General features: G+C 72.8%; 25 protein-coding genes and 1 pseudogene. 14 read left to right on the forward strand and 12 right to left on the reverse strand.

The window, feature by feature from the left end:
• Positions 1 to 104 precede the first annotated feature (104 nt).
• Together FVS66_RS08380 and FVS66_RS08385 are read right to left on the reverse strand one after the other, a co-directional pair.
• Complete coding sequence (locus FVS66_RS08380; protein WP_149180381.1) at positions 105 to 431, reverse strand: hypothetical protein; 327 nt, start codon at positions 429 to 431, stop codon at positions 105 to 107.
• 112 nt (positions 432 to 543) lie between these two features.
• Positions 544 to 1,143, reverse strand: a complete 600-nt coding sequence (locus FVS66_RS08385; protein WP_149180382.1) for a class I SAM-dependent methyltransferase — start codon at positions 1,141 to 1,143, stop codon at positions 544 to 546.
• Between the two features lie 208 nt (positions 1,144 to 1,351).
• On the opposite strand from FVS66_RS08385, the pseudogene FVS66_RS35780 reads away from it, so the two are divergent.
• From FVS66_RS35780 to FVS66_RS08405, 4 genes and pseudogenes are all read left to right on the forward strand, one after another.
• Positions 1,352 to 1,546, forward strand: a pseudogene (locus tag FVS66_RS35780) (MHYT domain-containing protein); the annotation flags it as partial.
• Between the two features lie 71 nt (positions 1,547 to 1,617).
• Positions 1,618 to 2,103 (forward strand): MHYT domain-containing protein, encoded by a 486-nt coding sequence (locus tag FVS66_RS36760; protein WP_399225146.1) that lies wholly within the window; start codon positions 1,618 to 1,620, stop codon positions 2,101 to 2,103.
• A gap of 100 nt (positions 2,104 to 2,203) precedes the next feature.
• Positions 2,204 to 2,611, forward strand: a complete 408-nt coding sequence (locus FVS66_RS08400) for a roadblock/LC7 domain-containing protein (RefSeq protein ID WP_149180426.1) — start codon at positions 2,204 to 2,206, stop codon at positions 2,609 to 2,611.
• Between the two features lie 169 nt (positions 2,612 to 2,780).
• Positions 2,781 to 3,773, forward strand: coding sequence for a DUF6397 family protein (locus FVS66_RS08405; RefSeq protein WP_149180383.1), 993 nt, complete (start codon positions 2,781 to 2,783; stop codon positions 3,771 to 3,773).
• A gap of 11 nt (positions 3,774 to 3,784) precedes the next feature.
• Here FVS66_RS08405 and FVS66_RS08410 read toward each other — a convergent pair whose 3' ends face one another.
• Positions 3,785 to 4,825: a phosphatidylinositol-specific phospholipase C domain-containing protein gene (locus tag FVS66_RS08410; protein WP_149180384.1), complete on the reverse strand. Its 1,041-nt coding sequence runs from the start codon at positions 4,823 to 4,825 to the stop codon at positions 3,785 to 3,787.
• Between the two features lie 203 nt (positions 4,826 to 5,028).
• On the opposite strand from FVS66_RS08410, the gene FVS66_RS08415 reads away from it, so the two are divergent.
• The gene (locus tag FVS66_RS08415) at positions 5,029 to 6,576 is read left to right on the forward strand and encodes an ATP-dependent DNA ligase (protein ID WP_149180385.1); all 1,548 of its coding nucleotides are present in this window, start codon (positions 5,029 to 5,031) and stop codon (positions 6,574 to 6,576) included.
• Here the strand turns inward: FVS66_RS08415 and FVS66_RS08420 are convergent.
• Complete coding sequence (locus FVS66_RS08420) at positions 6,558 to 7,106, reverse strand: DUF6328 family protein (RefSeq protein WP_149180386.1); 549 nt, start codon at positions 7,104 to 7,106, stop codon at positions 6,558 to 6,560. The genes FVS66_RS08415 and FVS66_RS08420 overlap by 19 nt on opposite strands.
• A 231-nt stretch (positions 7,107 to 7,337) precedes the next feature.
• Here FVS66_RS08420 and FVS66_RS08425 point away from each other — a divergent pair, with 231 nt between their 5' ends.
• Positions 7,338 to 8,009: an HAD family hydrolase gene (locus FVS66_RS08425; protein WP_149180387.1), complete on the forward strand. Its 672-nt coding sequence runs from the start codon at positions 7,338 to 7,340 to the stop codon at positions 8,007 to 8,009.
• Between the two features lie 30 nt (positions 8,010 to 8,039).
• Here the strand turns inward: FVS66_RS08425 and FVS66_RS08430 are convergent, their stop codons facing one another.
• A complete protein-coding gene (locus tag FVS66_RS08430) occupies positions 8,040 to 8,363 on the reverse strand; it encodes a plasmid stabilization protein (protein WP_149180388.1) in 324 nt (107 codons plus the stop codon).
• Between the two features lie 228 nt (positions 8,364 to 8,591).
• Here FVS66_RS08430 and FVS66_RS08435 point away from each other — a divergent pair, with 228 nt between their 5' ends.
• Together FVS66_RS08435 and FVS66_RS08440 are read left to right on the forward strand one after the other, a co-directional pair.
• Positions 8,592 to 8,975 (forward strand): hypothetical protein, encoded by a 384-nt coding sequence (locus FVS66_RS08435; protein WP_149180389.1) that lies wholly within the window; start codon positions 8,592 to 8,594, stop codon positions 8,973 to 8,975.
• A gap of 684 nt (positions 8,976 to 9,659) precedes the next feature.
• A complete protein-coding gene (locus tag FVS66_RS08440) occupies positions 9,660 to 10,160 on the forward strand; it encodes a two-component system response regulator (protein WP_149180390.1) in 501 nt (166 codons plus the stop codon).
• Positions 10,161 to 10,174: 14 nt separating this feature from the next.
• Here the strand turns inward: FVS66_RS08440 and FVS66_RS08445 are convergent, their stop codons facing one another.
• The 3 genes from FVS66_RS08445 to FVS66_RS08455 all read right to left on the reverse strand — a co-directional run bounded on the left by FVS66_RS08445 (position 10,175) and on the right by FVS66_RS08455 (position 12,840).
• A complete protein-coding gene (locus FVS66_RS08445; protein WP_149180391.1) occupies positions 10,175 to 11,161 on the reverse strand; it encodes a Ku protein in 987 nt (328 codons plus the stop codon).
• Between the two features lie 6 nt (positions 11,162 to 11,167).
• Entirely contained in the window at positions 11,168 to 12,136 is a 969-nt protein-coding gene (locus FVS66_RS08450; protein ID WP_149180392.1) for a hypothetical protein, read from the reverse strand.
• Between the two features lie 251 nt (positions 12,137 to 12,387).
• Positions 12,388 to 12,840 (reverse strand): subtilase-type protease inhibitor, encoded by a 453-nt coding sequence (locus tag FVS66_RS08455; RefSeq protein WP_149180427.1) that lies wholly within the window; start codon positions 12,838 to 12,840, stop codon positions 12,388 to 12,390.
• 525 nt (positions 12,841 to 13,365) lie between these two features.
• On the opposite strand from FVS66_RS08455, the gene FVS66_RS08460 reads away from it, so the two are divergent.
• On the forward strand, positions 13,366 to 13,827 hold the full coding sequence (locus FVS66_RS08460) for an SPW repeat protein (RefSeq protein ID WP_149180393.1): 462 nt from the start codon (positions 13,366 to 13,368) through the stop codon (positions 13,825 to 13,827).
• Positions 13,828 to 14,097: 270 nt separating this feature from the next.
• A complete protein-coding gene (locus FVS66_RS08465; protein ID WP_149180394.1) occupies positions 14,098 to 14,310 on the forward strand; it encodes an acyl-CoA carboxylase subunit epsilon in 213 nt (70 codons plus the stop codon).
• Between the two features lie 132 nt (positions 14,311 to 14,442).
• Here the strand turns inward: FVS66_RS08465 and FVS66_RS08470 are convergent, their stop codons facing one another.
• From FVS66_RS08470 to FVS66_RS08485, 4 genes are all read right to left on the reverse strand, one after another.
• A complete protein-coding gene (locus FVS66_RS08470; protein ID WP_149180395.1) occupies positions 14,443 to 15,210 on the reverse strand; it encodes an SDR family oxidoreductase in 768 nt (255 codons plus the stop codon).
• Between the two features lie 471 nt (positions 15,211 to 15,681).
• A complete protein-coding gene (locus FVS66_RS08475) occupies positions 15,682 to 16,404 on the reverse strand; it encodes an ABC transporter ATP-binding protein (protein ID WP_149180428.1) in 723 nt (240 codons plus the stop codon).
• A gap of 62 nt (positions 16,405 to 16,466) precedes the next feature.
• Positions 16,467 to 17,528, reverse strand: coding sequence for an iron ABC transporter permease (locus FVS66_RS08480; protein WP_149180396.1), 1,062 nt, complete (start codon positions 17,526 to 17,528; stop codon positions 16,467 to 16,469).
• Complete coding sequence (locus tag FVS66_RS08485; protein WP_149180397.1) at positions 17,525 to 18,520, reverse strand: ABC transporter substrate-binding protein; 996 nt, start codon at positions 18,518 to 18,520, stop codon at positions 17,525 to 17,527. The genes FVS66_RS08480 and FVS66_RS08485 overlap by 4 nt, the downstream gene beginning before the upstream one ends.
• 161 nt (positions 18,521 to 18,681) lie before the next feature.
• Between FVS66_RS08485 and FVS66_RS08490 the strand changes: the two genes are divergently transcribed.
• From FVS66_RS08490 to FVS66_RS08510, 4 genes are all read left to right on the forward strand, one after another.
• On the forward strand, positions 18,682 to 19,266 hold the full coding sequence (locus FVS66_RS08490) for a hypothetical protein (protein ID WP_149180398.1): 585 nt from the start codon (positions 18,682 to 18,684) through the stop codon (positions 19,264 to 19,266).
• A gap of 242 nt (positions 19,267 to 19,508) precedes the next feature.
• Entirely contained in the window at positions 19,509 to 21,815 is a 2,307-nt protein-coding gene (gene tap / locus FVS66_RS08495; RefSeq protein ID WP_262386876.1) for a telomere-associated protein Tap, read from the forward strand.
• A 3-nt stretch (positions 21,816 to 21,818) separates the two neighbouring features.
• Positions 21,819 to 22,373, forward strand: a complete 555-nt coding sequence (tpg, locus tag FVS66_RS08505; RefSeq protein ID WP_149180399.1) for a telomere-protecting terminal protein Tpg — start codon at positions 21,819 to 21,821, stop codon at positions 22,371 to 22,373.
• Between the two features lie 54 nt (positions 22,374 to 22,427).
• Entirely contained in the window at positions 22,428 to 23,033 is a 606-nt protein-coding gene (locus tag FVS66_RS08510) for a GNAT family N-acetyltransferase (protein ID WP_149180400.1), read from the forward strand.
• Positions 23,034 to 23,155 lie beyond the last annotated feature (122 nt).

Raw genomic sequence — 23,155 nt, forward strand, 5'->3', positions numbered from 1 at the left:
GAACCCCGTGTCGAACTCCCGTCGAAAGGGTCGGTCGGCGGCACCTTAACCAGCGAGTAACCCAGCCGTCGAGAGCCTGGGCGACACTCCCGGCGGCGTGGACGTCAGACGGTCGGGAGTCCCAGGAGGCCGCGCGCCACTGTCTGCGGGGACTCGTCCCGCTCGCGCGCGAGGGCGATGACCGCACGGCAGGCCAGCTCACCCACCCCGAACGACAGCGCCTCCGGCGACACCCAGCCCGCCGCCTCGTCCATGGCGTCCTCGTCGTCCTCGGAGCAGGCGGCGACATAGGCCGCAGCGGCCTCGAAGATATTGTGCTGCCGCCTCCGTGCACCGTCGCCCGGGCTGCCGTCGCCCGCCGCCTCCGCCGCCCGCTTCCGGGCTCGCGAGGGGAATGCGAACGGGAGGGACGTACGCAGTCTGCTGAACATGGGGCCCAACCTTCCCGCGCGGCGCACGCGCCGCGGCCTGCCGTGTCCGTACGTCCAACGTAAGGTCACGGCCGCGGCAGCAGAAGAGGGGCCGGGCGGCCTGCGGAGTCGGTCAGCCCACGCGGGCGGCCAGTACCAGAAAGCGGTTGTCCTCGTCCACGTACGACATCATCCGCCAGCCCGAACGGGCCAGCAGCGGCCGCAGGTTGGGCTCCGCGCGCAGGTCCTCCTCGGTGATCTGCCGCCCGTGCCGCGCGGCCAGCGCTGCTCGCCCGACCGGATGGAACAGCGCCAGCCGCCCGCCCGGCCGCACCACCCGTGCCAGTTCGCGCAGGTCCTCCACGGGGTGCGCGAGATGCGAGATCAGGCCGGCGCCGAACACCGCGTCCAGGGCGCCGTCCCGCAGCGGCAGCCGCCCCACGTCGCCGAGCAGCAGCGCCCCGCTGTCGTCCCGGCCCGCGCGCCCCGCCGCCGCCAGCATCGCGGGAGTCAGGTCCACACCGACGACCGTGCCCCCGGGCCCCACGGCGCCCCGGAGCGCGGGCAGCGCACGCCCCGTGCCGCAGCCCGCGTCCAGTACGGCGTCCCCCGGCCGAAGACCGATATCCGCGACCGCCGCGGCGTACGCCGGACCGTCGTCCGGGAAGCGGGCGTCCCAGTCGGCCGCCCGCGCGGAGAAAAACTCCTGCACGTCTCTGTGCTCGTCGCTCATACGTCCATGATTCCTCACCCCCACGTGAGGCGCCCTGTGCACACGTTCGAGCTTGTGTGGTCGTTCGAGGGCGCCGCTCTGTCGTGTTCCGGTCAGCTTTCGAACTGGCCCCTGGAGTGCGCCCCTCCAGGGCTACCGTCGCCGCCTGTGGGGACATCTGGAACACGCCGCCTACGGCGACTGAGCCCCGTGCCGTCGTAAGGCTGGCATGGCCTGCGTCGGCGCCGCCCTCGGCCTGCGCTGCACCGTACGCGCCCTCGCGACGACCGGCGCCCCGCGCCGCAACTGGCCGCTCACCGCCGCCTCCGCGATCGGCACCGGCATCCGCTATGACGTGCCGCTCACCATCCTGAGCCTGCTCGTCGCCATGGCCGTCGTCGGCCTCGGTGTCTTCGCCGTCACCCAGGGCCACGGCAGCGACCGCTTCAGGTCGCTGCTCGTCGGCGGCCTGACCACCGGCATCGCGTGGCCGGCATGCACTACCTCGGCATGGCCGCCCTCCGGCTGCAGGGCACCGTACGGTGTGACCCGCTGCTCGTCGCGCTCTCCGTCGGCATCGCCGTCGTGGCCGCCACCGCCGCCCTGTGGGCAGCCCTCAACATCAGGCCGCCCGGCCGCGGTCGCCGTCGCATCCCCGGTCACGGGAGCGGCTGTGAGCAGCATGCACTACACCGGGATGGTCGCCGTCACCGTCGAGGTGGCGCCTTGCGCGGCGCCGCTCCCGGGGGCGACTGCGATGCAGTTCATCTTCCCGCTCTTCCGTTCCTCGTCGCCGTCAACTGCTTCCCCGACGCCCGCTCCTACGGCACACCCGTCGTCCTGTGCGACGCCCGCTCCTACGGCACCCCCGTCGTCCTGTGCGACGCCCGCGACCGCGACTCCGGCAAGGGGGTTCTCATCCGGCTCGTCGAACACGCCCGACGGGTCCGTGCGGCCCGCCTTCTCGAGTCGGTGTCGTGACGCGGTGTCCGGGACGGTGCTTGCCCCGCCCATCCCCGTGGGTAAGGCTTACGCGGACACGGGGAACAACGGGGACATACGGAAACGGGGAGGACCGAGCATGGCGCTCGACAAGGAACTCGACTGGCTCCTGGACGATCTGACCAAGCGTGTCGCGCACATACGCCACGCCCTTGTGCTGTCGAACGACGGACTGGTGACCGCCGCCAGCAGCGGACTCGCCCGGGAGGACGCCGAGCACCTCGCCGCGGTCTCTTCGGGCCTCCACAGCCTCGCGCGCGGATCCGGCCGCCACTTCAGGGTCGGCCATGCACGTCAGACCATGGTCGAGTTCGATGACGCGCTGCTTTTCGTCACAGCGGCGGGCGAGGGCAGCTGCCTGTGCGTGCTCACCGCCGCCGAGGCGGACGTCGGGCATGTCGCGTACGAGATGACACTGCTGGTCAACCGCGTCGGCGAACACCTCGCGGTGGCCACCCGCCAGCCGGGCGCCCACCACTCGTCCTAGCGCGCGACCTGACGCCCCGGGCGGCGCCCTGGCGGCACCGTGGCCGCGCCCTGACGGCACCCCGGCCGCGCACCGGCGGCCCGGGAGGTTATCCACAGGCCGAGCGGCGAACGACTCCATCGCGCTACCTTCGTCACAGAGCGTAGTCGAAGGGATGGGGGACGCCGTAATGACGGTCGAACAAGCCACACGGACGGTCGCCTACGGGCGGGCGGCGCAGGAACTCGCACTGCGCAGGAGCGAGTTGGAACTGGCGGTGCATCTCGGCCACGTCCGCACCGTGCCGTCGCCGGGCGCCGACCGCCGACGGGTGCCACAGGACGAGATCGACCGGCTGCGGGCTGAGCCGGACTTCCCGGACGGGCTGCGCGAGCGCGTCCGCACCGTCGGCACGGCGCAGGCGGCCGAACTGGCCCGCATCACGGGCGACCGCTTCACCAGACTGGCGAGAACCGGCCACTTCACACCCGTCGCCTTCTACCTCAACCGGTACCGTTCGGTCGTCTGGCTCTACCTCGCCCGTGAGGTGGGGGAAACCGCGGCCCGCCTGCCGGAACTGCTCACCGGCCGGGCGCCCCGAGAAGTGCGGGACCGGCTGGAGGCGGGCGAGGACGCCCGGCCGCGCGACTGGCGCGCCAGGCGCCTCCAACTGCTCCTGCGGCAGGCGCCCGACGCCTGGGCGAGCGCGGCGGCCATCGCGTCGTTCCTGGACCCGCTCCAGCTCGCCGAAGTGACGCCCGACCCGTACGAGCGGGCCCACCTCGAACAGCTCCGCCCGGCGCCCCCGCCCGGCCGCCCGGAGTCGGACGCCGCCCGGGCGATCGCCGACCGGCTGCTACTGGCCGACGACCCGGACGAGATCCTCCGGCTCCGTACGGTCCTCACTCACGCCCTCCGGGCAGCCCGGGCGGACCGGCCCGCGCCGCGCCCCCGGGCCGCCGCGCCCGTACCGGAGTCCGCCGCGTCCGTCATGCCCGCCGCACCCGCCCCGTCGGCGGAGCCCGGAGCGTCCAAGACACTCGCCCGGCCGACAGCGGCCGGGCACCACCCGCCACCGCGCGGGCCCGCCGACCGGCGCCCCGCCACCCGTGCCGGTCTCCGTACCGCGCTCCTCGCTCGGCTCCGGCTCCGGCTCCGGCTGGGGCGGGCCCGGGCAGGGTGACCGGCTACGCGTCAGCCGCGCGGAACGACCGCCGACAGCACGGCCGGCAGCGGATACCAGTCGGCCGACACCACGCTGGCGTGCCGCCCGGCCAGCAGGCCGACCCGGTCACGGGCCTCGCCCTCGGTCGGACGGGTCCCGTCGATCGCCGGCGCCACGTTGTGGGCGGCGGTCATGACGACCAGGTAGTTCCGCCGCGCGTACCAGGAGGTGTCGACCGAGCCGCCCGCGTAGGCCGACGCGTCCCCGTCGAACAGCACGAACCACGGCCGCAGCCCGGCGTCCGTGTACCGCTCACGCGGATCACCGGCCTGCGCCCCGTGCACCGCCGGGAACGCACCGGCCTCCCGCAGCCGCCCGGCGGCCGCCAGGTTCCGCAGATGCGTGGCGTACTCGCGGTCCGTCCACAGCGAGTCCGCCGGGTTGTCCTCCTCCACCGTGCCTGGGATGAGCTCGACGACGAACTTCCCCGCCAGCGCGGCCCGCGTGGGCCAGCCGTCCGTCCGCACGGCCGTGTCCAGGTCCGCGTGCCCGTCGGCGAGATCCGCCGGCCGGAACAGCGCGTCACCCAGCCGCGCCGTAAGCAGCGCGTCCAGCGCGGCCGGCCCTCGCCCGTGCCTGCTCTGGAACCCGTCCTTCAGCTCCAGCTTCAGCAGCACGGGCCGGTGTCCCGGACGGGCGTCGTGCCAGGCCCGGATGTCGGCGAGGCAGCCGCCGAGGTCCTGGTTCCTGGCTCTGGTGCGCAGCTCGCCCGCGTGAGCCGCGTTCTCGCAGTTGTTGTCGTTGCCGAAGGGATTGCTGTGCGACACCCGCCAGGACCGGCCGAACGCGTTCGTCCACACGTCGATCTCCAGCATCCCGGCACCGGAGTCAAGCGCGTCGGCGAAGTACCTGTACTTGTCCTTCTCGTACGCGTTGTGGACCCCCACGCCCGTCGATGCCGCGTACGACAGCCGGCCCGGATCAGCGGCCCCCGCCGTGGCCGGAGCCGCACCCAGCACCAGCACCCCGGCCGCGACGGCGGCTCCCGCAGTGCGCGCCAACGTTGCCATAACGTCCCCTGCTTCCCGGTCGGCCCGATTGAAGTCGCCGGAAGAGTAGGGGAGTTGGTTGAAGGAAGGGAGACACTCGGCTTGATGTTCCACCACGCTCCGAAGGCCCGCGTGCGACCCCCGTCCGACCCGCCCGACCCGCCCGAGCAGCCGGACAGCGCCCCCGGGGTGCGGGCGGCGGTCACCGCAGGCACCATGGCCGCATGCTGCTGGCCAGACTCGCGGAGGTCTCCGAGCAGGTCGCCGCCACCTCGGCGCGCTCCCGCAAGATCGCGATGCTCGCCGACCTGTTCGCCGCGACCCCGCCGACGGAGGCCACGCTGGTCATCGCCTACCTCGCGGGCCGCCTCCCGCAGGGCCGTATCGGCGTCGGCTGGAGCACGCTCAAGGAGTCCGTCCCGCCCGCCGGGCACGCCACCCTCACCGTCGCCGAGACGGACGCGGCGCTGACCGCCCTCGCCCAGGCGACGGGCCCCGGCTCCCGGACCGAGCGGCAGCGACGGGTGCACTCACTGATGGCCGCCGCCACGGCACCGGAGCAGCGGTTCCTGCTGCGTCTGCTCACCGGCGAGCTCCGGCAGGGCGCCCTCGACGCCATCGCCCTCGAAGGGGTCGCCCGGGCCGCGCACGCCCCGGCCGCCGATGTACGCCGCGCCGTGATGCTCGACGGATCCCTGCCCCGCGTCGCCACGGCCCTCCTCGCCGAGGGCCCGGCTTCCCTGGAGCGGTTCCGGCTCGCCGTCGGCACCCCCGTACAGCCGATGCTCGCCCACACCGCGAAGAGCGTCGCCGACGCGCTCGCCGCCCTCGGACCGTGCGCCGTCGAGGAGAAACTCGACGGCATCCGTGTCCAGGTGCACCGCTCCGGCGACGACGTACGGATCTACACCCGGTCCCTCGACGAGATCACCGACCGGCTCCCGGAGGTCCGCGCCGTCGCCCAGGAACTCGCTGGGGACCGCTTCATCCTGGACGGCGAGGTGATCGCCCTTGACGCGGCCGGCCGCCCCGTGCCCTTCCAGGAGACCGCCTCCCGCGTCGGGTCACGCGTCGACGTGACCGCCGCCGCGGCCGCCCGCCCCGTCTCGCCCGTGTTCTTCGACATCCTGGCCGCCCACGACGCCGTACTCCTCGACCTGCCAGGCCGGGAACGGCACATGGAACTCACCCGTCTCGTCCCCGAACCCCTCCGCGTACGCCGCACCGTCGTCACCGACCCGGCCGACCCCACCCAGTGCGACGCCGCCGAGGCGTTCTTCACCGACACCCTCGACCGCGGCCACGAAGGCGTCCTCGTCAAGGCTCTCGAAGCCCCCTACAGCGCCGGCCGCCGCGGCCGCTCCTGGCTCAAGATCAAACCCGTACACACCCTCGACCTGGTCGTCCTCGCCGTCGAACGGGGCCACGGACGGCGCACCGGACTGCTCTCCAACCTGCACCTCGGAGCGCGCGCCGCCGACGGCACGTTCGTCATGCTCGGCAAGACCTTCAAGGGCCTCACCGACGACATGCTGCGCTGGCAGACCGATCGGTTGCGCGAACTCTCCGTGGACGACGACGGCTTCACCGTCCGCGTACGCCCCGAACTCGTCGTCGAGATCGCCTACGACGGCCTCCAGCGCTCCCCGCGCTACCCGGCCGGCGTCGCCTTGCGCTTCGCCCGCGTCGTACGACACCGCCCCGACAAACCCGCCACCGAGGCGGACACGGTCGACCAGGTCCTGGCGGGCCCTCAGTCCCGCGTCGTATAGCGGTGCCGCGCCCACAGCGGCAGCACGTACCAGCACACGAGGTACCACAGCGCCACCGCCGTCACAAGCCACGGCACGAACGAGTCGTGCGACGCCACCCGCAGCACCAGGAACAGCGCGGAGACCATTGTCGCCAGCAGCAGCAACAGCCCCAGGAACGTCAGCCGCGACGCCCACACCACCGTCTGCGGTTTGATCCGGCGCCCCGACACGATCCGGTGGAACGACACTGGCCCGATCAGCGCCCCGGTGGCCGCCGCTCCCAGCACCACCGTGGTGATGTAGATGCCCCGATCCATGTCGGACAGTTCCGTGAACCGGGGGGCGAAGACCACCGTCAGCAGGAAACCGAAGAGGATCTGCACACCTGTCTGGGCGACCCGGATCTCCTGTACCAGCTCGCCCCAGCGCCGGTCCGCCCGCTCCTCCGGCGTCTCGTGCCGCCCCCGCCACAGTTCGCTACCACCGGATGCGGGCCCGCGGCCCGCATCACCCGCACGACCCGAGCCACCGCGCTCCCGATCAGGCATGCCGGCCTCCCACCTTCGGTCCGCACTGTCCTTCGTATCCCGCCACGACCGTCGCAGCCACCCGACGCGGATGCCGCCCCCCGATCCCGCCCGCCCCCCAGCCCCCGGCCCCCGCCCGCCGATACGGCACCAGAAGGAAGCTCACCGGGTGTCGTACCCCGGAATGTGACTCGGCCGTCCTCGTGCGCCCATGCTCGTCATGCCATGCGCAACAGCGCAGAGAGGAGCGACATGACGCGTGCCGCCGTGTTCGACGTGGACGGCACCCTCGCCGACACCAACCACCTCCATGTCACCACCTGGTGGGAGGCCTTCCGCCAGGCCGGCCACCACGTACCCATGCACGCCGTGCACCGCGCCGTCGGGCTCGGCGCCGGGGACCTGATCGAGTACCTCCTCGACCCGGATCGGGACCGGAGCGGCGACTCCGCCATCAGCGCCGCTCACACCACGCTCTACGGCACCTACTCCGACCGCCTGCCCGCCTTCCGGGACGCCGGGCGCCTCCTGGAGACCCTCGCGGCGCGCGGCTGGAAGGTCGTCCTGGCCACATCGGCCGGGGGAGGGGAACTGTCGGCGCTGCGCCGCGCCATCGCCGCGGACGACGCCATCAGCGCCGTAGCCAGTGCCGATGACATCGAGGAGGGCAAACCGGCTCCCGACCCGGTCCGCCACGCCATGGAACTGGCCGGTGCCCCGGCCGACCGCTCCGTCTTCGTCGGCGACACGGTCTGGGACATGAAGGCGGGCACCCGCGCGGGCGTCACCTGTGTGGGCCTGCTGTGCGGGGGCATCCCACGGACGGACCTCACCAACGCCGGAGCGGCCGCAGTCCACGCCGACCCCGCCGACCTGCTGGCGCACCTGGACGACAGCCCTCTCGGCGGTGGCGGCGCCGCGTAGGACGGCTCGGTCGGCCAGGGGGTTCGGGGGTCACTTGCCCAGCTTGCGTTCCAGCTCCGCCTTGTTCATGGAGGAGCGGCCGTGGATATCGCGCTTCCTGGCCTCCGCGTACAGCTGGTCGTACGTGGGCCCCTGCGAGCCGCTCCGCGAACGCTGCCCGCCGCGCTTCGACGACGGGGTGTCCTGGGTCGAGGTCCTGCTGGCGGACTTCGACTCACCGCTGCGTGCGCGCTCCTTGTTCACCGTCCGTGCGGCGATCTCCTTGGCGCGCTTCTCGCTCGCGCCCCGCTCCCTCGAGCTCTCCTTGATGTGCTCGTACTGCCGTTCACGCTTCGAGCTGGATCCTGCGGGCATGGCTCTGCCTCCTCCTGGCCCCCTGCCGACGGCCCTCTGTGTCTCCCCACCCCGTACCAGGCATCCACCTCCCCAAACACCCGGCGTCACCCTCGCGTCCGGAGTGGCGGATCGACGACATCCATGGCGGTATTGGGGGGACGGGTACCTCATCGGCAAGGACCCGGCATGAGCCCGGCAGAGAGAAGAGACGTGGTGAACGACATGGCGAGTGACCAGGGAAGGGACATGAGGAGCCACGGTAAGGACGACCACCCCGCGGACTGCGATGTCACCGTCCAGCTCAGCGAGTGCGGCCGCGCGGACGCCGAGACGGTCTTCGACGCGCTCGACCACGTCTTCGCGGGCTGTGAGGATGTCGCGCCGGCGCCGCAACCAGCCGCGGGACCCGAGCCGACCGTGTGGATGGCCACATTCGACAGCTCCGCCCACTCGGGTGACATCACCGGCCCCCCACGCATCTCCACGCCCGTCGAGGCGCTGCTGACCGGCGACCACCACGCGGTGGACGAGGTCGAGAAGGCCCTCGGCCGGCTCTTCGAGGTGCGCTCCACGCAGTCGGTGTCCGGCGAGCACGAGAAGGAGTCCCGCCTGCTGCTGGCTCCCCGCTGACAGGTCCCGGACCACCTCCCACCAGGCGCGCCCCTCCAGGCGCGCCTGGTGGTCGCACCCCACTGTGTATCGCGTGTACACCCCCGACTCCTCGACATCCTCAAGGAGGAGCAGGTCCCCGCCGCCCTGTTCCTGGCCGGCGGGAAGCAGGTGCCTCGCCAACTGCAGCCCCGGGCAGATGGTCCGCGCCGCCGATGTGCCGAAGGAGCTGGGCACACCTCTCCTCGTCAACAGCACGCCTGACATGCTGGACCGCACCATCGAGCGGAACGGGCTGATCGACGCCCCAGCCGGGGCCGGCGCCGGCGTGATCGCCCACTCGCCCCTGGCCCAGGGTCGGCTGACGGACCAATACCTCTACGGGCTGCCCGCCGACTCCCGCATGGCCATCAGGCTGACTCGTCCGCGCACCCTGGAGAAGCTCGCGGGCGACCGTGGACACGCCCTCGCCCAGTTCGACCAGAACCTCGGCGTCCTCGACGCCACGCCCTTCGACGAGCAGAAGCCTGCCGAACGGGACCGCCTCCTCGCCGACCCCCACGGAGCCCCCGGGGAGACGGTTTCCGGCCACCACCCAGGACCCGTCTCGTCCCGCACCTGCCGTCCGCGCCCGACCGGGGGCATTCTGGAGAGATGGGGCCGCGTACACATCGGCCCGGCCCCATGGAGCGGAGGTGAGGCACCATGTCCGCCGAAGAGAAGGTCCTGCTGGTCGACGACCACGAAGACAATCTGTTCGCCCTGCGCAGCGCCCTCTCACCGCTCGGCTACCCCCTCGAATCGGCCACCAGCGGGGACGCCGCCCTCAAAGCCGTCCTCCGCGGCGGGATCGCCGTGACCGTCCTCGATGTGGTCATGCCCGGGGTGAGCGGCCTCGACGTGCTGCGCTACATGCAACGCCTGGAACAGACCCGACGCATTCCGGTCATTCTGGTGACCGGCATGGGCGTCGACTCCCGACTGTCCCGTACGGCGATGAGCCTGGGCGCCGCGGACCTCCTCGTCAAACCCATCGACCCCTGGTCGCTGTGTATCAAGGTCCGCTACCTCCACCGCTTCGCCCACCGCGAGAACCCCGTGGAGCCGACCACACCGACGGCATCCACGGCATCCACGGCAGCCGTGACAGCCGCGACAGCCGCGGCCCCGGCGGGCCGCCCGCAGAACGCACCGGCGAACGGGTAGGAACGTCGAACCGATCAGCCGGCGGCCCTCAGAGCGTCCACAAGCTCGTCGCGGGACATCCCCGACCGGCCGCTGACGCCGCGCCGCGCCGCCCGCTCGTACAGCTCCTTCTTCGTGAGCCCCGACAGGTCCTCGCCACCGCGCCGCCGCCCACCGGGCCCACCGTGTCCACCACGCCCACCGCGCCCACCGCGCGTGCGGCCTTCCGTCCCCGCCTCCCGGCCGGACCTGGCCAGGTCGACGCTGCGCCGCAGCGCGTCCATGAGGTCCACGACGTTCGTCGCCTCGGGCGGCACCGCCTCGGCGACGACCTCCCGCCCCTCCCGCTTGGCCTCCACCAGCTCCCGTACCCGGTCCTCGTACGTGTCGTGGTACGCGTCCGGATCCCACGCGATGCCCAGCGCCTCGATCAGGTGCTCCGCCATGTCCAGCTCCCGCTTGGGCGGCCTGGGACGGGCGGGCAGGTCCATCTCCTTGCCGGGGTCCCGCACCTCGTCCCCGTAGTGCAGGGTGTGCAGCACAAGGACGTCCGACTGCGCGCGCAGTGCCGTCAGGTACTCCTTGCCGCGCATCGTCAGCGTGGCGACACCGGCCTTGTCGGCCCGTTCCAGCGATGCCCGCAGCACCTCGTACACCTTGCCGTACTCCTCGCCGCGCGGCGCGACGTAGTAGGTGCGGTCGAAGTAGACGGGCTCGACGTCCTTCAGGTCCACGAAGCCGTCGACGTCGATCACCTGGGACTTGCCAGGCGCGATCTCGTCCAGCTCCTCCGGCTCGACGATCACGTACGTGCCGTCCCCGACGTCGTACCCCTTCACGATGTCCTCGGAGGACACCTCCTCACCCGTACGCTCGTTGACGCGCCGGTGGCGGATACGGTCACCGGTGCCCCGCTGCAGGTGGTGGAAGTGGACGGTGTGGTCCTCGGTGGCCGTGAACAGCCCCACCGGCACGGTGACCAGCCCGAACGAGATCACCCCGGTCCAGATCGCCCTCGCCATGACGTGTCACCTCACTCGCCGGGCCACCCGCCGGACCCGCTCGTCGGCGTTCCCTGCCTGCTCTCTGGCCCGGCGCGCGCCCCGTTCGGCCTCCTCGACCCGGATCCGCGCCGCCCGTACGGCGGCCCGTGCCGCGTCGCGCCGCTCCTCCGCCACCTTCAGCCGCGCGACCAGTTCGGCGACCCCCGCGTCCGCCTCCCGCAACCGCTGCTCGGCCTTCTCCAGCCCTTCCACCACTCGCCTGACGTCCCTCTCCCGAGCCTCCACGTCCCGCCATGCCCCCGCCGCCTCCCGCTCGGCCCGCCGCAGTTCACCCGCAGCACCGGCCGCACCGCCCACGGGTGTGCCGCCGCGCACGCCGCCACCGCCGGGCGCTGGACGCCCACCGGCCGCGGTGTCGCCGTGCCCGCCTGTCCCACGGGCCAGGTGCAAGCCGCCGCGTGCGCCGCCCTCGCGCGTACGGCTCGGGGAGGCGCTCCCCTCGGGTGTATGCAACCCGGCCGCGCCGAAGCCCACCGGTGCGCTCAGCGCCTTGCTCAGGTGTCCGGAGGCCCACTCCCCGGCAGACTCCGGATCGGCGAGCGCCGCGTGCAGGGTCGCCTCGACCTGCTCCCGTGCGGCGCCGGCCACCCTCTCCCCGGCCGCGGCCGCCAGCCGCTGGGCCTCCTCGGCCAGTGCGGCCACCAGGACATGCTGCTGTCGGCCGAGTTCCCGCAGCCCGGCGCCGTCGAGGTTCTGGTGTGCCCGCCGCAGGCCCTCTCCGAGCGCGACGAGCGACCGCACCTCGTCCGGCCGTGCCCGTACGAGGAGATTGCTCGCCCACGCGGCGAGCGTCGGCCGGCGCAGGCCCCGGATGCGCTCGGCGAGCTCCCGGTCACCGGCCGTACGTGCCTCGAGCGCACGCCGGTCCCGGGCTGCGGTGAACTCGGCGGGCCGCAGCCCGTAAAGCTCGTCGACGACACTCTCCACATCCATGGCTCACGCATCCCGGGCGCTGCCGTTCGGCGGCACACGCCACTACTTCACGTATGCCCACTTTCGCCCCGGCGCCCCCGGCACCCCCGGCACCCCCGCATCCCGGCAATTCCGGCCAACCAGCTCCCCCTGCCCTGATACGGCGAACGGCCCGCACCGTTCCGTGGGCAGGGGAGGCCGCCACTGGAAACGGCGCGGGCCGCGGAAAGCCGCTGCCGGCCGAGCTCAGAACACGTTCAGTCGGAACAGGCTCAGAAGGAGAAGACGTCGGCGCTCTCCGCGCGCATGACGCAGGAGTTGCCGTAGGTCCGCTCGTAGTCGACCCGCTGGCCTTCCCAGATGCCCTGCGCGGTGACGACGACCGGGTCGTAGATCTTGATGCAGGCGCGCGTCCCGTCACCGCGCAGCGCGGTGAACTCACCGTCGACTGCCCGTAAGGTGTCGCAAGCCGCCTGCGGCGAGGGGTGCGTCCCGCCCGGCGCCGGTGTGCAGGTGAGCGTCACCGCGCGGAGCGGGGTCGATGTCGCGGCCGTCTCTCCCTGGGCCACGGTGAGGACCAGCGCGTTCGGCGCGTACAGCCGTGTCTCGGCCGTGTCGGCCGCGTCCGCGGCGGCGAAGGCGGCCGGCGCCAGCGCGGTCATGGCCGCGGCGGTCAGCAGACCGCATACGGCGGTACGCCTCAGCGGTGTCCGCAGGTGCGTCATCATCATCACTTTCCTTTGAATCCCGTTCGGTCGGGGTGCGGGGCCCACCCTGCCGCGCCGGGATCGTCGACGCACATGCGGCGGAGCTTTTCGGCTTGGTGCGCGATTCAAGCAGTGGCGTGAAAGCGGCACTCGTGGATCAGGGTGGCGTGCGTGACGCCGTGTCACGACCGGCTGACAGTCGGTCGCCGATCCGGTTGAACTCTGCACGATGCGTGGAACAGTACGGTCGGAGATCCGCAATACGGCCGAAACATGGTGGTAACACCCGCGTTTCACCCATGACTGTCACCATCCATGCTTCCCCTCCGAAGTGAGGAGGAACTCGACAGTGGCGGCAGTCCCGTGCGGTTGATCAACGGCGGCGCGGCGCAGCGGTGTCGTCACCCCGCGCATCCCGGTGAACCGCGCCCGCCGCCTCGTAGGTCGGCCAGTCTTGAAAAGTTCCAGTTGACCTGAATGGCCTATTGGGAGTTATATGGGGATAAAGGGCAGATAAAGGCTTCTACAGGAGGCGGGCCCGCAATGACCACCCACCCGACCATCGAGCAACACCCTGACATCGCCGAGATGCGCTCCCGGTTCGAACGGGCGACCAGTACCCCCCGTGTCCAGGCCGTCGAGGCACTGGCGTTCCTCACGGGTGTCTACCTGGCCGCCTCGCCGTGGATCGCCGGATTCAGCGGGCTTACGGCCCTGGCCGTGACGAACCTGATCCTCGGTGCCGCGTACGCCCTCTGCATGGGCGGCCTGGGCTCCGCGTACGAGCGGACCCACGCCATGGCATGGTGCGCCGTGGCCATCGGCGCGTTCACGATCATCTCGCCGTGGCTCGTCGTCGGTAACGTCGACACGACCCGCACCGTGTGGAACAACGTCGTCGTCGGTGCCGTCGCGCTGCTGCTCGGCGCCGCCATGGCGGCCACCGGTGAAGGCGGCGCAGGCAGGGCCCGCGCCCGCCGCAGGGGCAGGATGCCTACGCCGTGACCTGAGAGGCTCGGTCGTCGGACCCCGGCTCGCCGCACAGGCGGCCGGGGCCCGCGCGTTCCGCACGGACCCCGGCCGACAGCACCGGCACACCGCCGGGGTGTCGTGCCGCACCGGCGCGGCCGCTCTTCACCCGTCCGCCCCATCTCACCGCGCGAGCACCCCGTACGGCAGCCACCTGGTACGACAGCCGTGCCCGGAACCGTCGGGCGGTGGTCGGTGGGCGGAGGAGCGGATGCGTGTCAGGTCGCGCCGACGGACGATGGGCGAATGCGCCACCATCTGCGGATAGTTCACGGTTCACCGACCAGTGCGGAGCTCGCCGCCATCACCGCCGTACTCAGCGCGGTCCTCTACGGCGCCGAGCGCACCGCCGGCCACCACCGCACGCACCGCGCGGAGTGGGACCGCGCCTGGCACCCGCATCCCGTGCCGCACTCGTGGTGCGCCCGCGTGCCGAGGCTGCCCTTCCACCGCCGCTGAGCGTCCCCGCCGCCCCGTCGTCCGGCAGGGTGGTGGGCAGGGGCACCGCGCCCGTCCCCCGGGTCCTCCCAGCGTCTGCCCGCCGCGGCCGGCGGCGCCAGGGAGACGGACAGCGCCGGCGTCGCGCGGTGCTCAGCCGAACCGCTTGGCCATGGCACGGAAGAATCCCGGCGCCGCTCCCCGTACCCGAGCGGGCGCCTCCAGCCACGCAGGCACGAACTTGTCGTCGTCCCGGCCGTGCACGACCGCACGCCACACCACGTCCGCCACCCGCCTCGCGGGCACCGGTCGAGGCAGGTCCCGGTGGTACGGGGCGCCCCGGTGCGCGAAGAACGGCGTGTCGACCGCCCCGGGCAGCACCGTCGTCACGCGCACCCGCGTACCGGCCAGCTCATAGCGCAGGCTCTCGGCGAACGCCGAAAGACCGCCCTTCGTCGCCGCGTACACCGCCTCGTTGGCCACCCCCACACACCCGGCCATGGAACTGATCAGCACCACCCGTCCCACGCCACGCTCCACCATCCCCGGCAGCAGCAGCCGCACGAGCTGCACCACTCCTGTCAGATTCACCGCCACCAGCCGCTCCACCGCCGCCCCCGGCATCTCCGTGAAGGGGCCCGCCCACCCGATCCCGGCCGCCGCGACCAGCACATCGACGCGCCCCTCCCGCTCCAGCGCCTGCTCCGCGAGCCGCTCGACCCCGGCCGACTCGCCCAGGTCGCCCAGCAGCCCCGCGCCGCCCATCCGGCGCACGACCGCCTCCAGCCGTTCCTGGTCGCGCCCGGCCAGCAGCAGCCGCCACCGCCGCGGGCTGTCCACGGCGAACCGCTCGGCGACCGCCTCCCCGATGCCCGAGGACGCACCCGTGATGAGTACGACCGGCCGTACCGTTCCCGCCATGCCTGACCTCCGGACTCACCCGCCGCCGTTCCCTCCAGCCTCCTGGTTTGTGCCCACGCCGCCCCCCGGGACGGGGCAGCCGGGCCGCCGAACCACCCGAACAGCCCGCCCGCCCCCGCCACGCGCCTGACAGCGGCCCCAAGACGAGGAGTCAGGAACCGGCCCCGGGAGGCCGACCACATGACGCTCCGTTGCGTCGTCCTCAGCGCGAGCGCGAGTGTGCGGCCGCGACGAACGGCTGCGCCGCCGTACGGCCGAGGGCCTCACCACCACCGCGGCGGTCCCGCCCGCCCTGTCGGCCGACCGCCGACCGGCTCGTACCCGACGGCCCGGCCCGCGACCGGCGGACGGCCCGCGCCGGGGCGATCTTCCGCGACGACGCGGCACACCTCCTCGCAACCCCTGCCCCGGCCCCGGCCACGGACAACCGACCCGCCGGCCGCCGACAGGAGGCGCCGGGCATGGCGCGGCTCACCCCAGCGGCAGGTACACGACATGCGGCGCGCCCGTCACCGGATGCGACCCGATACGCGCCGGCACCCGGTACACCTCCGCCAACAGTTCCTCCGTCAGCACCTCACCAGGCGTCCCGGCCGCCACGACCCGCCCCGCCTCCAGCACATACAGCCGGTCGCAGTACGCGGCCGCCAGGTTCAGGTCGTGCAGCACCAGCAGGTTCGTCGTTCCCAGCTCCCTCACGAGAGTGAGGATCTCCAGCTGGAACCGCACATCCAGATGGTTGGTCGGCTCGTCCAGGGCCAGCAGCCCGGGCTCCTGAACCAGCGCCCGCGCCACGAGCGCCCGCTGCCGCTCGCCGCCCGACAACTCGTCGAACCGCCGCCCCGCCAGCCCCTCGACCCCCACGGTGCTCAGCGCCTCGGTGACCCGCCGCGCGTCGTCCGGGCCGTCCTGCCGCCAGAACGGCTTGTGCGGAGCCCGCCCCATCGCCGCGACCTCACGCACCGTCAGCCCGAAGGCGCCCACCGCGTCCTGCGGCACCACCGCGACCCGTCGCGCCCGCTCCTTCACCGAGAGCCCGGCCACATCCAGCCCGTTCAGCACCACCCGGCCACCCGCAGGCCGCAGCGCCCCGTACACGCACCGCAGGAACGTCGTCTTGCCACTCCCGTTGGGCCCCACCAGCCCCACCGTCTCGCCGGGCGCCGCGCGCAGATCCACCCCGTCCAGCAGCATCCGGCCGCCCCCGACCGCGTACCGCACTCCCTCGGCCACCAGCTCCACCGGCCGCACCACCGTCACCGTACGACCCCCTCTGCCCCGTCCGCCCCATCGGCACGCCGCCCCGAGCGCCGCAGCAGCCACAGGAAGAACGGACCGCCCGCGAGCGCCGTCACCACCCCGACCGGTATCTCCTCCGGAGCGGCCACCGTACGCGCCACCAGGTCGGCCGAGAGCAGGAACACCGCCCCGCCCAGCGCCGCCACCGGCAGCAGCGCGCGATGGCCCGCCCCCACCACCAGCCGCGCCGCGTGCGGCACCATCAGCCCCACGAACCCGATCGCCCCGCTGAACGCCACCAGCACCCCCACCACCAGCGACACCAGCACGAACACCCCCGCCCGGAAACGTCCCGCGTCCAGGCCGAGCGTCCGCGCCCCCTCCTCACCGGTCAGCAGCAGATCCAGCGGCCGCGCGAGCCCCACCAGCACCACCACTCCCGCCGTGAGCACCCCCACCGGCAGCGCGAGCCCCTCCCACCGGGCGCCGCCCAGCCCGCCGAGCGTCCAGAACAGCACCGCCCGCATGTGCTCCGCCCGAGCCGACAGCACCAGCAGGAGGCTGGTGAAAGCCGACAGGACGTACTGCACCGCCACCCCGGCCAGGACCAGCCGCCCCGTCGTCATCGCACCGCCCTGCCGGGCCATCGCGTACACCACGACCAGGGCGGCCAGCGACCCGGCGAACGCCGCCACCGGCAGCGCCACGTTCGACGCGACCCCGGCACCGACGCCCAGCACCACCACGACCACCGCACCCGCCGACGCCCCGGACGAGGCCCCGAGCAGAAACGGATCGGCCAGCGCGTTCCGTACCAGCGCCTGCAGCACCACCCCCGCCACGGCGAGCCCCGCACCCACGACCGCGCCCAGCACGATCCGCGGCATGCGCACGTCCCACACGATCGACCCGAACGGCCCCGTCCGCTCGCCGCGCAGCACGGCGCCCAGCACGTCACCGGGAGGAATCCGTACCGTCCCCAGCGCCAGCCCCGCCACCGCCACGGCGGCCAGCGCCACCGCCAGCCCGCAGAGAACCAGCGGCCGCCGCACGGAGACCGCACCCTCAGCACCCCTCATACCGCACCGGGGTGCAACTGCCGCGCGAGCGACTCCACGGCATCGGCCACCCGCACCCCCAGCACGGCCGACGACAGCGGCAACACCGCGAACCGTCTGTTGCGCACCGCCGGCACATCCGCCAGAGCCGGATCACCGAGCAGCCGCCGCTTCTTCGCCTCCACCGACGTACCGCCGTAGTCGAAAATCACGATCACCTCGGGCCGTCGCGCGATGACCTGCTCCCACGACACGTCCCCGAACGCCTTGTCCACGTCGGCGAAGACGTTCTCACCCCCGGCCAGCGACACGATCCGGTGCCCGATCCCCGCACCGCCCGCGGTGAACGCCGACGCGTCACCGGAGTCGTACACGAACACCGAAGGCCGCGCGACGCCCTTCAGCCGCTCCCGCACCGCGTCGATCCGCCGCTCCTGCTCCCGGACCAGCCGCTCACCCCGCTCCGGAACCCCGAAGGTCCGCGCCACCTCACCGATCTCGGTCCGCAACTGCTCGAGCCCGACCGGCCCTTCCGTGCAGTACTCGACGTTCAGCCGCGTCCGGATCCCCCGCTCCTCCAGCCCGCCGCGGTCACGCCCGGCGCCCTGGTCGAAGGCGCTTGCGTAGCCGCCGTACACGTAGTCGGGGTCGGCCGCGAGGAGCACCTCCTTCGACGGGTACTTCTCCGCCAGCACCTTCACCCCCGAGTACGCGTCCTGGAACCGCGGCAGCACCGCGTCGTCCAGATACGCGGTCCCCACCATCCGGTCCCGCAGGCCCAGCGCCAGCAGCACCTCCGTCGCGTGCTGGTTCATGGCGACGGCCCGCTCGGGCGGGGCCTGGAAGGTCGTGGTCACGCCACAGTTGGTGACGGTGTACGGGAACCCCGGCACCGGGGCGGCAACCGCAGGGGAGCCGGGGGAGTCACCGCCGCCCGCCACCCCGCAGGCGGCGACCGGGAGCACGAGAACAGCGGACAACAGAGCGCGCAGGGCGGCGCGAGAACGGGCCATCGCCGTACCTTTCAAAGGGATCACGCCAGCGCAGCAGAAGAACCGCCGACCGGCGTCCAGACATATGACCCGTGCGGCGGGCCGATGCGTCACCATCTCCATGGCTTTGACGGACAGCTGGCTTTGTTGGGAGCTGAGGGGCGGCGGATAGCGTGGGGGGCATGACGATGACGAGGAAGCGGCGAGTCCTTTACCGGCAGGGCACTGGGTTCTGGCGGATGACGGCGAAGTGGGTTCTGGTCTTCGGGGCCCTGTACCTGTTGGACGGCGGGCTGCTCCGGTCGTGGGGCGACGCTCTGGTCTGGCCGCTGATCGGGCTCCTGCTGTGGGTGCCGTTCGGGATCGGCGTCGTCTGGTATCCGAAGAAGGACCAGCGGGTCGCGCTGACGACGCGTGAACTGCGTATACGCCGCAAGCGGCTGCCGATGGAGGAGGTGAACCTGCTGCACGTGGCGCGGCTGTGGCTGGAGGGACGGTCGACCGCGGACGACCAGCCGGTGCTGGAATGGACACGGCTCGACCGGGTGGTGTGGGTGCCGCTGCGGGACGGCCGGGCGTTCGGCGTGGAGTTTCGCGACCCGGCCGCGTTCGCCAAGGTTTTCGGCGCCTTCGCGGTCACGGCGTGCGGCGGGCCGGAAATCGTCCGCGCGAGGGCCGCAGCGGCAAACTACCCGGAGCCGCGCCCGATGAGGGCCCGCCCCGCCGACGGCGGCTCCTGGCCGGACCTCTTGGACATCTTCAACTGAGAGCCGGAAACGCACGGTACTGGGCAGCGGTCCGCCAGGGGCGCGCACCGAGCATGCGCCTGACGAGCACCGGAACCCCTCGCCCTTCCTGACAGCGGAGGAGCCCCGGCTGGGTCAGGCCGCCGCGACAGTGCATGGGTGCCAGGAACGGTGGATGTGCCCAGGGAACACGCGCTCATCCAGGCTAAATCCGAGGATAAAGAATGGGGTAAAACCTGCTAGCCTGGCGCCGGAGGTGAAGCATGCCGACCGAGGACGAGCTGTTCGCGGCAGTAGACGCACTGCTGGAAGGCGAACCGCGACTGCCGCCCCCCGCCGAGCGAGCCCGGCTCCGCGAGGCCGCGGGCGTCACCCAGGCCCGCCTGGCGCAGGTACTCAAGTCGACGACGCAGACGGTCAAGAACTGGGAGAACGGCCGCTCCGAGCCGCGCCCCCCGCGCCTGCAGGCATATCTGCGTCTGCTGGAGGGCTGGGCCGAGAAGCACCCGCCCGAGCCCGAAGAGCCGGCGCCTGCCTCGCAGGCCGCCACCGCGCTTCCGCCACCCCCCACCCCCGCAGAAGCCCCCGCACCGGCACCCGCCCCCGTAAGCGCACCGGAGCAGGCCGGGCCCGCCGCCCCCCGGTCCCGCCGCCCGGCGCGGACGACATCCCCGTCCCGCCGTCCCGCAGCCCCGCCGAAGACCGTGCCCCCCGACCACCACTTCCCCCACGGCCCGCTCGCGGTCCTGGACGGTGACGGCACGGCGTACTGCGTCGGGGGCCTGGTCCTGGAGTGCCCGGCCAGTACGATCCCGCAGCTGGTCGAGTGGACGCTCGGCGAATCCGGCATCGGAGCCCCGCGCCTGCACCGGCACGGCAGGGACTCCGACCCGCTGATCGTGCTGACGGAGTCGGCGGCCGTACGCTTCGGGCTGCCGCCCCGCCTGGAGGGCCCGGAGGCCCGCCGGTCGCTGCGCCTGCCCCAGGACCACCCGGTCGTCCAGCAGATCACCAAGGCCGAGTGGCAACTGACCCAGCGAGGCTTCGGCCCCTGGCCACGGATCTTCCGCCGGGCGGAAGGCTCGCAACGGCGGTGCGTCCAACTGGCGATCCTTCCCTGGGACGCCCTGGACCCGCGAGCCTGGAGCGGTGTCGCGGAGCTGCCCCCGCCGCAGCTCGCCCGCGTCCTCGGCGTCTACGCCCAGCGCGTGATCACCCCGCGCGGCTCGACGGCGGTGTCGGGCCTCGAGCTGATGACGGCGCTCCGCCCGCCGACACGCGCGGTCAGAGACCCGGCGACCGGCGCCTGGGTACCGGGCGAGAACCCCGGCAGCCTGGGGGAGAGGGGCATCGACCCGGCACCGCCCGAGGCCCCGGCCGAGCACCCTGTCGCGCGGGGCTGGACTCTCGGCTCCCTGGACGAGGAGGCGTACCAGTGGGTCCGTGACCCGCGCCTCCTGTCCGACGAGGAGTGCTTCCTCCCCTGGGCGGTGGGCATCGACCTCAACACGGCCTTCCTCGCGGCCTCCGCCCGCCTGACGGTGGGCCTCGACGAACCGGTCGAGGTCGACCACCCGCGCTTCGACAAGAAGCTCCCCGGTTCATGGCTGGTGGACCTCTCCCACATCGACCTGGACCCCCGCCTCCCGTCGCCGTTCACGCCGTCGGGCCGTCGCCCCGAGGGACCGGCCTGGTACGCGACGCCCACGGTCGCGTACGCGGTCGAGCTCGGCCACGAGGTGGCACCGCTCAAGGCGTTCCTCCGGCGGGAGACCGGCGCCTACCTGGACCCCTGGCACGACCGCCTCAAGGACGCCTACACCACGACGCTCGCGGACATCGGCGTCACGAAGGACCTGGACGAGAAGGGCTTCCTGGCCCGTACGGCCTTGCACAACCTGCTCAGGACAGCCGACCGCACGGACCTCGACGCGATCAGGACCTTCGCCGCCGCGAAGGCTCCCCTGACGGACCCGCACACCCTCCGAGCGGCGGTCGCGGAGAACCAGCCCCGAGCGACGGCCCTGCTGCTGGCGGACGAGTCGGCCCTGACGGCACTGGCCCGTATGGACGACGAAACCCTCCTCCGCACCATCGAAAGACACCGCATGGTGGAGATGGCCCTGTCCGCCGTCAAGTCCACGGTCAAGGGTGGCATCGGCAAGCTGCGCGAACGCCCGCAGGGCCGCCACTACCGCGACGGGGAGCGCTGGCCCGCGCTGGACCGTCCGACGTGGCGCCCCGACATCCGGGCCGCGGTGATCTCCAAGGCCCGGGTGAACATGCACCGCAAGATGCTCAACACGGCGAGGACGACCGGCCAGTACCCCCTCGCCGTACTCTCCGACTGCGTGGTCTACCCCTCACCCGGCCCGGCACCGCTCGACTTTTTGCCCCGCACCCCCGACGGCGGCCCGGTCCCCGGCGCGTTCCGTCTCGGCCCGTCCCCCGGCCTGGCCAAGCACGAGGGCACGCAAGAAATGGCGTGGGCGGTCGACTTGATGGAGAGGCACTACAACCCGGCCCGTCACATCAAGGGCGGCGACGCCGTCATGGACGAAGGAGAGTAGGCCATGGGCGACATCGACGACGCCCTCCAGCGCGCCGACGAGGAGACGTTCACCCGCGAGCCACCGAAGTCGACGCAGGCCAGAGTCAACTTCCTCGTCAGCAGACTCAAGACGACACGGGCGGTCGCCGGACTGCTGGGCGTCACGCAGCGCTCGGTGGAGCGCTACCGCAAGGGAGAGCGGAAGAGCCCGCCCAAGGACATCGCCGACCGCATCGAGGCCGAGGTGAAGGCGAGGTGGCAGCCGCGCGTACGCGGGCAGCGCCGCCGACAGGCCGCCACGAGCACCGGCATCACGGTGGAGACCCGTGCGAGGTTCGGCTACACCGCGCCCATCGGCACCACCGACGACGGCCGGCTGCGCCGCCTGACCGTGCACCTTCCACCCGACTACGCGAGCCGCCTCTTCGACGCCCAGCAACAGGGGGCCACGGACCGCCAGCTGCGCGCGATCGTCGCGGAGGGCCTGCAGGAGATCTATTTCAAGGACGGCGGTCGCCGCGCCGACAACCTGGAGGTCGAGTTCACCGACATCGACTACGTCGACGTGTCGTTCTGAATCGTGTCGAAAACGCTGTTGCCGACCTAGGCGGCCGCCTAGGACCCTCCAGGCATGAACCTTCCACAGCCGGTGGTCCGGCGGGACGACCTGACGCTGCGTCGCTTCGACGGCGAGGCGGACCTTCCGGAGTTGTTCCGGGTCATCGAGGAATCGCTGGATCATCTGCGCCCGTGGATGCCGTGGGTCGCCGAGCACAGCCTGGCCAGGACCACCGACTTCCTGGCCGGCCGCGCGGAGAGCTGGGCGAGCGGTGAGGAGTTCACCTACGCGATCGTGCTGGACGGGGCGATCGTCGGCGCCTGCGGGCTGTACCGGCACGACGGCACCCCGGACGACGCCCGTGAGATCGGGTACTGGCTGCACCCGGCCGCCACCGGCCGGGGCGTGGCCACCCGGGCCGCCCGCGCCCTGGCCGAGCAGGCATTCCGCCTCCCCGGAGTCGACCACGTGGAGATCGTCCACGACCTGGCGAACCGGGCCAGCGCCGCCGTCCCGGCCCGACTCGGCTTCACCGAACACCGTCGCCGCCCCGCCGAGCGCCTCGCCCCGGCCGAGACCGGCGAGGTACAGGTCTGGCGGCTGACCCGCCGCGCGGGCGGGGACTCCGCCACCCCGGCTTCAGCCCGCGCAGCAGCGAATCGAGCTCACTCGGGGTAGGACCTTCCACCCGGTCACCGCCCACCGGGAGGTCTCCAGAGCGGCACGTGCCGCGGTGGGCCCGTCCGGCGCCCATGCCACGATCAGCGGCCGAACCGGGGCCGGCCCCGGTCGTGCGGCCA

The organism is Streptomyces sp. TRM49041 (assembly GCF_008271805.1).
GTDB lineage: Bacteria > Actinomycetota > Actinomycetes > Streptomycetales > Streptomycetaceae > Streptomyces.